Origin of the sequence: Brachybacterium squillarum M-6-3 (assembly GCF_000225825.1) — a bacterium.
GTDB lineage: Bacteria > Actinomycetota > Actinomycetes > Actinomycetales > Dermabacteraceae > Brachybacterium > Brachybacterium squillarum.
This window is the reverse complement of the sequence record NZ_AGBX01000008.1, coordinates 209,166-217,225: the sequence shown is the minus strand read 5'-3', so window position 1 is coordinate 217,225 and position 8,060 is coordinate 209,166. Positions and strand designations below refer to the sequence as shown.

At 74.1% G+C, this 8,060-nt stretch carries 5 protein-coding genes; 2 read left to right on the top strand and 3 right to left on the bottom strand.

Translation table 11 applies throughout. From position 1 onward, the window contains the following. Positions 1-24: 24 nt before the first annotated feature. Positions 25-177 (top strand): hypothetical protein, encoded by a 153-nt coding sequence (locus tag OM98_RS16525; RefSeq protein ID WP_217491426.1) that lies wholly within the window; start codon positions 25-27, stop codon positions 175-177. Positions 178-337: 160 nt separating this feature from the next. Next, positions 338-2,704: a polysaccharide pyruvyl transferase family protein gene (locus OM98_RS14915; protein ID WP_010535332.1), complete on the top strand. Its 2,367-nt coding sequence runs from the start codon at positions 338-340 to the stop codon at positions 2,702-2,704. Positions 2,705-2,728: 24 nt separating this feature from the next. On the opposite strand, the gene purL is transcribed toward OM98_RS14915, so the two are convergent. From purL to OM98_RS14330, 3 genes are all read right to left on the bottom strand, one after another. After that, positions 2,729-5,056, bottom strand: a complete 2,328-nt coding sequence (gene purL, locus OM98_RS14340; protein ID WP_010535331.1) for a phosphoribosylformylglycinamidine synthase subunit PurL — start codon at positions 5,054-5,056, stop codon at positions 2,729-2,731. Between the two features lie 121 nt (positions 5,057-5,177). After that, on the bottom strand, positions 5,178-7,382 hold the full coding sequence (locus OM98_RS14335; protein ID WP_010535330.1) for an acyl-CoA dehydrogenase family protein: 2,205 nt from the start codon (positions 7,380-7,382) through the stop codon (positions 5,178-5,180). Next, a complete protein-coding gene (locus tag OM98_RS14330; protein WP_010535329.1) occupies positions 7,379-8,011 on the bottom strand; it encodes a TetR/AcrR family transcriptional regulator in 633 nt (210 codons plus the stop codon). Before OM98_RS14330 ends, OM98_RS14335 begins: the two co-directional genes overlap by 4 nt. Positions 8,012-8,060: the final 49 nt, after the last annotated feature.

Genomic DNA, 8,060 nt, shown 5'->3' with positions numbered 1-8,060 from the left:
CGGGCGTTCGCGGTCCACGGCGAGATCCGCACGGTCTACCTGGAGCGAGGCGCCTACGACTGGATCGGATACCCGCTGACCTACGCCTACGCCTCCGGCGCCGGGGTCCGGCAGGACTTCCAGCGCGGATTCATGACGTACAGCGCCGCGAACGGGGTGCAGAGCACCATCCGCTGACGTCCGCCCGCGGCGGCCGGCGGGCGGGCCGCGGCATCGGGGCGTTCCTCCTGCTGTGGCCCGCCGGTCGGCTGCTGGTCACGGCCACGCCATCTTCGCCGTGAAGGCTCCTCGGAGGGTGCCGGCCAGGCTCCCGTCCCCGCGCCCCGAGGAGCCACCGGTGAAGATCGCGCTGCTGTGCGATGTCGACCAGACCGTCTACCACGTGGGGGACGAGGCGATCGCCACCGCGACCACCCGGCGGCTGCGCGCCCGCGGGCACGAGGTGCGGCGCATCTCCCGGCACGAGAAGTACGGGCCGGACGGTGCGACCGCGGCGGAGCGCACGATCCCGGCTCTGACCTTCCCCTGGCCGCTCGAGGACCGCGCCCGCTATCTCGCCGAGATCCGTGCGGTCCTGGCGGGGGAGCGCGACGCCCTGCCCGCGGGCGACAAGCTCTTCGCGATCATCGAGGAGCTGCGCGGGGTGGACGCCCTCGTGATCGGAGGTGGCGGCAGCCTCACCTCCCGCTTCGGCTGGCTGCTGGACGAGCGCCTGGCCACCGCCCTGGTGGCCGGGTCGCTCGGGAAGACGGTGGTCCTCAGCGGCCAGAGCCTCGGCCCCGAGCTGACCCCCGCGGACCGGGAGGCCGTCGGCGAGCTGCTGGGCCTGTGCCGCGTGGTGGGTCTGCGCGACGCCGCCAGCACCGCGCTGGCCCGCCGGCTCGCCCCCGACCACCCGGCGATCGTGCACACCCTGGACGACGCCCTCGGCCTGCCGGAGGTCACCGCGGCACCGCCCGCCGCGCGGGGCGAGCAGCAGCCGGTGATCAGCGTGACCGTCGGCGCCGACGGCGACCCCCTGCCGCGCGAGGACTACCTGCGCCTGCTCGCCGCCGTCGTCACGGAGCTGGCCGACCGCACCGGCGCCCGCGTGGAGCTCCTGCCGCACATGGCCGACCCCGACGAGGGCGGCAGCGACGAACAGGCCCACGCCGAGCTCGCCGCCCTCCTGGACCAGCCCGTCACCACCCACCGCATCGAGACGGACACCGTCTCCGCCGCCCGCACCGCGGCCGCCGACTGGGTGGTCACCACCCGCTTCCACCCCGCCGTCTTCGGCACCCTCGCCGGGGCCGCCGTGCTGGCCCTGCCGCTGAACCGCTACGGCATCCTGCGGATGGAGGGAGCCCTGTCCGCGACCGGCCTCGGCGGCGGCACCGTGCCGCTGGCCGCCCTCTGGGACCCCGCCGCCGGCGCCCTCGATCACGACCTGCTCGACGCCGTGCTCACCGCGCTGATCCAGGGCCGCGAGCAGGAGCGCGCGCAGCTGGCCGCGGCCCGGCCGCGGCTGCTGGAGGCCGCCGAGTCCTGGTGGGACACCGTGAGTGCCGAGCTGGAGCGCGCCCGGACCGAGCCCGTGAGCAGGCCCGCCATCACCGACCCCCGGGGTGCCGGGATCCCGGTCCGGCCGCGGTTCGGGGCCGAGCTGCGCGAGCGCCTGACGCCCTGGCTGCCGCCCGCGGCCCGCGGCCCCGAGGCGGGGGAGGCCCCGGACCCCACCGCCGCGATCGTGATGCGCACCCGCGACCGGCTGCGCCTGCTGGACCGGGCCGTGCAGGACGTCCTCGCCCAGACCCGGCAGGACTGGGAGCTGGTGGTCGTCGACGACGGCGGGGACGCCGACGCCGTGGACGCCGTGCTGGAGCGCCACCGCGCCGAGGCGGGGGAGCGACTGCGGGTGCTGCACCGGGAGACCTCCCACGGCATGGAGGCCGCCAGCAACCTCGGCCTGCGCGCCTCCACCGGCCCCGCCGTCGCGATCCACGACGACGACGACACCTGGCACGGCACCTTCCTGCAGGAGACCCTCGCCCACCTCGCCTCCCACCCGGAGCAGGAGGCCGTGGTGGTGCGCACCCTCATCGTCCACGAGCACGAGGTGGCCACCGGGTACGTGGAGGACGCCGCCTTCCCCTCCTGGCCGGAGCTCGGCGGGGTACGCCTGCTGGACTATGTGGCCGTGAACCGGCACGTCCCCATCGCCATGCTCTACCGGCGCCGCGCCCACGAGGCCACCGGGCCCTTCCAGGAGGACCTGCCCGTCGTCGGCGACTACGCCTTCCACCTGGCCCTGCTGCAGCGCTTCGAGGTCGGCTTCCTGGAGCGGCCGCTGGCCCAGTGGCGGCAGCGTCCCGCCGCCGTCGGCGCCCAGGCCAACTCGATGAACGCCGCCGCCGAGGGGCACCGCCACTACGACGCGGTGCTGCGCGAGCGGGCCTTCCAGGAGTGGACGGCCGAGCACGGCCTCGGACTGCCGATGTACCTCACCAAGACCACCGAGACGCAGCTCGCGGGGACCGAGCAGCGCCTGCTCGCCGAGATCCAGGGGCTCGCCCAGGAGGTCCGGGACCTGCGCGGCCAGCTCGCCGAGACCCGCGAGGAGCTCGGCGCGGTGCACCACCGGGTGCGGCGCCTGGACCCCTTCGCCCTCGGCGGCCGTGCCTGGCGGCGGCTGCGACCGGGCGACCGGGCCGCGCAGGCCTGAGCCCGCGCCCCCCGCCGTCGGGGCTCAGCCCAGGTGGCGGGGCAGGGTGCCCTCGCGCAGCTCCCGCAGCTCGGCCAGCTCGAAGACACCCACCCCGGCGAGGTCCAGCGCGGTGCCGCCGGTGGTGCCCAGCACCGTGACCGGGACCCCCTGGGAGGCAGCCAGCTCCCGCAGCGCCTCCTCGTGGGCGGGATCCACGGCCACCAGGGCGCGCCCCTGGGTCTCGGAGACCAGAGCGGAGAGCAGGTCGACGCCGGAGGACTCGACCACGGCGGCCGGGTCGACACGGGCGCCGACGCCGAAGCGGGTGGCGGCCTCCACCAGGCCCTGCACGAGTCCGCCCTCGGAGAGGTCGTGCGCGGCGGCCAGCAGCCCCCGCTCGCCGCCGGTGATGAGCACCTCGGCCAGGGCGCGCTCGGCCTCCAGGTCCAGCGCAGGGGGCAGCCCGCCCAGATGGCCGTGGGCGACCTGCGCCCAGGCCGAGCCGGAGAGCTCCTCGCGGGTGGCGCCCAGCAGCCACAGCGACTGCCCGGGCTCGGTCCAGCCGGCGGGGGTGCGGCGGCGCACGTCGTCGATCACGCCGAGCACGCCCACCACGGGGGTGGGGTGGATGGCGGAGTCGATGCGGCCGGGCTCCCCGGTCGAGTTGTAGAGCGAGACGTTGCCGCCGGTGACGGGCACGCCGAGGACCTCGCAGGCCTCGGCGAGGCCGCCGATCGCCTCGACCAGCTGCCACATGGGGCCCGGGTCCTCGGGGGAGCCGAAGTTCAGGCAGTCGGTGACGGCGAGCGGCCGCGCCCCCGAGGTGGCGACGTTGCGGTACGCCTCGGCGAGGGCCAGGGCGGCGCCGGTGCGCGGGTCCAGCTTGGTGTAGCGGCCGTTGGCGTCGGTGGCGATGGCGACGCCGCGGTGGGTGGTCTCGTCGACCCGCAGCACCCCTGCGTCGTCCGGCATCGCCAGCGCCGTGTTGCCGCCCACGTAGCGGTCGTACTGGTCGGTGATCCACCCGGTGGAGGCGAGGTTCGGGGAGGAGATCAGGGTGCGCACCAGCGCGGCCAGCTCCTCGGCGCCGGCGGGGCGGGGCAGGTCCTCGGCGCGGTCGGCCTGCAGGGCGTCCTGCCAGTCGGGCCGGGCATAGGGGCGGTGGTAAGTGGGGCCGCCGTGGGCCACGGTCACCGGGTCCACGTCCACGATGCGTCGGCCGAAGTGATCGATGGTGAGGCGGCCGTCGCCGGTGACCTCGCCGATCACCGCGGTCTCCACGTCCCACTTGCCGGTGATCGCCAGGAACCGCTCCAGGTTCTCCGGGGTCACCACGGCCATCATGCGCTCCTGGGACTCGCTCATCAGGATCTCGCCGGCGGTGAGGCTGGGGTCGCGCAGCAGCACGGTCTCGAGGTCCACGTGCATCCCGGAGCCGCCGTTGGAGGCCAGCTCGCTGGTGGCGCAGGAGATCCCGGCCGCGCCGAGGTCCTGAATGCCCTCGACGACGCCGCCCGCGTACAGCTCCAGGCAGCACTCGATGAGCACCTTTTCCATGAAGGGGTCTCCCACCTGGACGCTGGGCCGCTTCACGGGGCCGCCCTCCTCGAAGGTCTCCGAGGCCAGGATGGAGGCGCCGCCGATGCCGTCGCCGCCGGTGCGGGCGCCGAACAGCACCACCTTGTTGCCGGCACCGGTGGCGGAGGCCAGGTGGATGTCCTCGTGCCGCAGCACGCCCACGGCGAGGGCGTTGACCAGCGGGTTGGTCTGGTAGGCGGCGTCGAAGACGGTCTCGCCGCCGATGTTGGGCAGGCCCAGGGAGTTGCCGTAGCCGCCGACGCCCGCCACCACGCCGTGCACGACGCGCCCGGTGTCGGGGTGGTCGATGGCGCCGAAGCGCAGCTGGTCCATCACGGCCACCGGGCGGGCGCCCATCGCGATGATGTCGCGCACGATGCCGCCGACGCCGGTGGCGGCCCCCTGGTAGGGCTCCACGTAGGAGGGGTGGTTGTGGGACTCGACCTTGAAGGTCACCGCCCAGCCGTCGCCGATGTCGACCACGCCGGCGTTCTCGCCCATGCCGACCAGCAGGTGCTCGCGCATGGCAGGGGTGATGTGGTCGCCGAAGGTGGACAGGTGCACCTTGGAGGACTTGTAGGAACAGTGCTCCGACCACATCACGGAGTACATCGCGAGCTCCGCGTTGGTGGGGCGGCGGCCCAGGATCTCGCGGATGCTCGCGTACTCGTCGTCCTTGAGGCCGAGTTCCGCGAAGGGCTGGGGCTGCTCAGGAGTCGCGGCGGCGTCCTCGACGGTGTCGATGTCGGCGGCGCCGCGGGGAGCCGAGGGGGTGGGGGCGGGAGCGGTCATGCGCGGTCGTCATCCGTTCTCGGGACTCGGGCGGGAGCGGGCCCCGTCAGGGGCCCGCTCCATCCTACGGCGAGGTCGCGCCGCGGTGCCGGGGCGTCCCGGCGGGTCCGCGCGTGCCGCCTCAGCCGCGGCCGCCGCGGCCCCGGGAGGTGCGGGCGCGCTTCTTCTCCTGGTCCCGCAGCGCCTTCTCGCTGATCGGGGCGGAGGAGCTGGCCCGCTGGGCCCGGAAGTAGGCGGCGGCCTCCCGCTGCCGCTCCTCCTCGGCGCCGAGCGCGATGGGGGCGCGCACGTGGCCGGGGCGGATGTCGAAGGCCTCCACCAGGTCCAGGGCGTGGGGGCGCAGGCGCCACAGCAGTCGGTGCAGGTCCGAGGAGATCTGCCGGCCGCGCTGGGTGGAGATCAGACCGTTCAGCAGGTACCAGGCCAGGTCGTCCTCGATCAGGGTGAGGCCGAACAGGTCCCGCACGTCGGTGAGCACGGCCCGGGAGCCGGCGTCCTCGAGGCGCTCGATGCCCTCGGTGAAGGCCCGCCAGCGCACCAGGTCCGCATGGGCGCGGGCGGCGTCCAGCATCTCCACCTGGTGCTTGTTCACGTGCGCGGCCGCGTCGGCGGGATCCATCCGGGAGGTGGGGCGCAGGGCGAGGGCCACCTCCTCCACCTTGATGCGGGCCCGCTCGGTGAGCATCTCCTCCTGGAAGTCGGCCTGCCGCATCGAGTCGAAGGCCCGCTTGGCGTTGCCGCGATCGGAGAGGTCCTGGGCGAGGTTCGTCCAGGGGGTGTGACGTCGCGCCAGGGTCTCGGCGCGCTGGGCGATGAAGCGGCCGACGCCTGCCCGGTCCACCTGGCGCAGCTCGGAGGTGTAGTCCGAGAGCAGGCGCTTGGCGACCAGCTGCAGCAGGATCGTGTTGTCGCCCTCGAAGGTGGTGTACACGTCGAGGTCGTCGTGGAGCCCCACCAGCTGGTTCTCCGCCATGTAGCCGGCGCCGCCGCAAGCCTCGCGGCACTCCTGGATGGTGTCCATCGCCAGCCGGGTGGAGGTCGGCTTCAGGGTCGCGGCAAGGGTCTCGAGGTCCTCGCGGCCCTCGGGAGTGTCCCCGCGGCCGGAGAAGACGTCGTCGAAGGCCTGCAGCAGCTGCTCGTGGGCGAAGGTGCCGGCGTAGGTGGCGGCGAGCTTCGGCAGCAGACGGTGCAGGTGCGCCTGGTAGTCCAGCAGCACCGTCTCCCGGGTGGGGTCGGCGGCGGTGAACTGGCGGCGCTGGGAGGCGTAGGTGATCGCGATGTGCAGGGCCAGCTGGGAAGCGCGGGCGGCGGAGCCGTCCAGGGAGACGCGGCCCTGGACCAGGGTGCCGATCATGGTGAAGAAGCGGCGCCCGGGGGACTCGATGGGGGAGGTGTAGGTGCCCTCGGCGTCCACGTCCCCGTAGCGGTTCAGCAGGTTCGTGCGCGGCACCCGGACGTGGTCGAAGGCCAGACGGCCGTTGTCGATGCCGTTCAGGCCCCCCTTCTCGCCGTCGTCCTCGCTCTGCACGCCGGGCAGCAGGTTCCCCTCGGCGTCGCGGACGGGCACGTAGAAGCAGTGCACGCCGTGGTCGACGCCGTTCGTGATCAGGCGGGCGAAGACGGTGGCGGCGCGGGCGTGGATGGCGGCGTTGCCGTTGTAGTCCTTCCAGGCGGCGCGGAAGGGAGTGTGGATCACCCACTCGCCGTCCTCGCCGCCGTCCGGGTCGAAGGTGGCGGTGGTGGCGAGGGACTGCACGTCGGAGCCGTGGCCGATCTCCGTCATGGCGAAGGCGCCGGGCACCTCCAGGCTCATGGCGCCGGGGATCCAGCGGTGGTGGTGCTCCTCGGTGCCCAGCTGCAGGATCGCCGAGGTGAACAGGCCCCACTGCACGCCGGCCTTGATCTGCAGCGAGGGGTCGGCGACGACCAGCTCCTCGAAGCCGGCCACGTTGGCGCCGTTGTCGTTGGGGCCGCCCAGGTGCTCGGGCAGCATCGGCCAGGAGACGCCCTCCTCGGCGAGGATCTTCATCTGGCCGAACACGCGATGGCGGTGTTCGGCGACGCTCGCGTCCAGGGGGCGGTGCATCTCGGGGCGGGCGGCCCGCTGCCGGGCGGTCTCCCGGGTCTCGGCCCAGGCGCCCATCAGGGCGCGGGAGACGGCGGGCACGTCCAGCCGGGCGGTGCCGTCCGGCGGCAGCTCGATCGGGCCGGTGGGGTTCGCGGTCGAGGGGCCCGCCTCCCGCGGCGCCTGCGCGGGCGAGGCCGGGGAGTCGGGGGTCGGGGCGGTCACGGTGACGGGGCGGGGCCCCTCGGCGACGGTGTTCATGCGTGCATTCCCTTCATGAGCCAGGAGACGAGACGGAGGACGAGCCGATCGGCGTCGATCACCTCGTCGGGGGAGGGGGAATCAGGGTCCTGAGCGGCGTCCTGGTCGGTCATCCATGCCTCCACGGAGCGCTCGACGAAGCCGACGGCGCCCTGCGCCCACATGTGCGGGGTGGGCACGTCCTCGGGAAGGAAGGTGGTGACCAGGCGGGCCACGGAGTCCAGGAAGTGGTGCAGGCCGGCGCTGGGCCGGGTGACGAAGCGGTACACGCCGGGAGAGCGCTGCGCGGTGGCCACGTAGGCGCGGATCATCGCGTGCAGGCGCTCCTCGGCACCGGGGTGCTGGCCGTCCCGCTCCAGGGCCGCGAGCTCCTCCAGCAGCCGCTGGTGCATGGTGGCCAGGATCGAGCGCCCGAGCTCCTGCTGCAGCTGCGCCTTGTCCGCGAAGTAGCGGTAGACGATCGACTTGGAGGTGCCGGAGGCCGCGGCGATGTCCTCCATCGTCACGTCCGGGCCCTGCTCGTGGATCAGGTGGCGGGCGATGTCGAGCAGCTCCGCGCGCCGCTGCTCACGATGCTGGGCCCAGCGTGCGGAGCGGCCGTCGACCGGGGCTTGCGTCGTCGCATTCACGGAACCTAGGGTATCAAGTACCGAGGGTTCTATGTAAAGTCCTCCCGGG

Coding starts and splice junctions, on each gene's coding strand:
- purL (WP_010535331.1), bottom strand. CDS start 5,056: ATGACCGCTCCCGCCCCCACCCCCTCGGCTCCCCGCGGCGCCGCCGAC.
- OM98_RS14335 (WP_010535330.1), bottom strand. CDS start 7,382: ATGAACACCGTCGCCGAGGGGCCCCGCCCCGTCACCGTGACCGCCCCG.